The organism is Streptomyces albidochromogenes (assembly GCF_005981925.1).
Lineage (GTDB): Bacteria > Actinomycetota > Actinomycetes > Streptomycetales > Streptomycetaceae > Streptomyces > Streptomyces albidochromogenes.
This window is the reverse complement of sequence record NZ_VBVX01000607.1, coordinates 1-1,434: the sequence shown is the minus strand read 5'-3', so window position 1 is coordinate 1,434 and position 1,434 is coordinate 1. Positions and strand designations below refer to the sequence as shown.

Sequence of the window (1,434 nt, the reverse complement as noted above, 5' to 3'; positions counted from 1 at the left end):
ACACCGGTGACCGCGGCCGGGAGGACGCTCCCAGGCCGCTTCGGCTGTCGTCGCGGCGGCGGTCGTCCTCCCGGCCGCGGTCACCGGTGTCGTCGCGGGCAGGGGCGGCCCCGGCCAGGACGGACCGCCGCCGGCCCGGCCGGGGCCACAGCAGGTACCCCAGCAGGCCGAGGGCCAGGAGCGGGTACGGGGATGCCAGCGGCTGCTGCCACCACGGGAGCCGAAGATCCAGCGGCCCTTCGTGCGGCACCAGCCACAGGCTCCGCGCCAGGAAGACGACCGCCACCGCGGCGGCCGCTCTGCTCCGCCCCTCCGCGACGAGCACCGCGAGCAGCGGCACGCACCACACCCAGTGGTGGGACCAGCTGATCGGCGACACCAGCAGCGCGGTCGCCGCCACGGCGAGCACGCCCCACGGCTCGCGCCCCCCGGCCGCCGCCCGGCGCGCGGCCCACAGCCCGGCCGCCGCGACGAGCGCCGCGACCGCGAGCCACACCGCGCCCGGCTCGGGCCGGTGCAGCAGCCGTGCCAGCAGCCCCTGCAGTGACTGGTTGTCGACGATCCACGGTTTGCCGACCCGTCCGGTCTCGAAGATCCGCCGGGTCCAGAAGTCCACGCTGGCGTGCGGGAGTACGAGCGCGCCGAGCAGCACCGTGCCGGTCAGCGAGGCGACGGCGGTGAGCCCCGCGCGTACCCGGCCGGTCAGCAGCAGGTGGACGATGAAGATCGCGGGCGTGAGCTTGATGCCCGCGGCGACTCCGAGCGCGAATCCCTTGCCCAGGGCGTCGTCCGTACGGGTCAGGTCCCACAGGACGAGGCAGGCGAGAGCCAGGTTGATCTGACCGAAAACGATCGTCTGGAAGACGGGTTCGAGCCATACGCCGAGCGCCGTGGCCGCGACGACGAGGGCGGGTCCGGCCGGCAGCCGGGCGAAGCGGCAGGAGAGATGGACGAGGAGCGCGAGGAGCGCGGTGTTGCCGACGGCGAAGGCGGCCTTGAGGGCGCCGAGCGGCAGCCAGGTCGTCGGCACGAAGAGGATCGCGGCGAACGGCGGGTAGGTGGCGGGCAGTTGCCACTGGGTGACGGTGAACCCGTACAGGTCGGTGCCGTTCGCGACGGCCGCGCCTTCCGCCCGGTAGACGAGGGTGTCGGCCATGGGAATGTGCTGGAGTACGCACAGCGTGGCCAGCGCGGCCAGCGATACGGCGAGCAGGACGCCGGCGGGCGTCCGGGCCGGCACGGCCGGTGATCGAGGGGTCACGCTCCGTTGTTCCACGGCCGCGACCCTAGTGGATCAGGGCGCGCGGATCAGCGGCGCTTCACGCCCGCCTCCTGCGCGTACTCCCCGAGGACGGCCACGCGGAACGCGGCGACCACGAACACCTTGGCGGCGCGCAGGGCTTCTCCGAGCCGGGGGCGGGGCCGCCCTTCGAT

The 1,434-nt window shown here is 74.5% G+C and carries 1 protein-coding gene; it reads right to left on the bottom strand.

Translation table 11 applies throughout. The features are described 5' to 3' along the window. The coding region (locus E2E34_RS34265) for a glycosyltransferase 87 family protein (RefSeq protein WP_167518451.1) at window positions 1–1,276 on the bottom strand (1,276 nt) is incomplete at its 3' end. Between the last annotated feature and the right edge of the window lie 158 nt (window positions 1,277–1,434).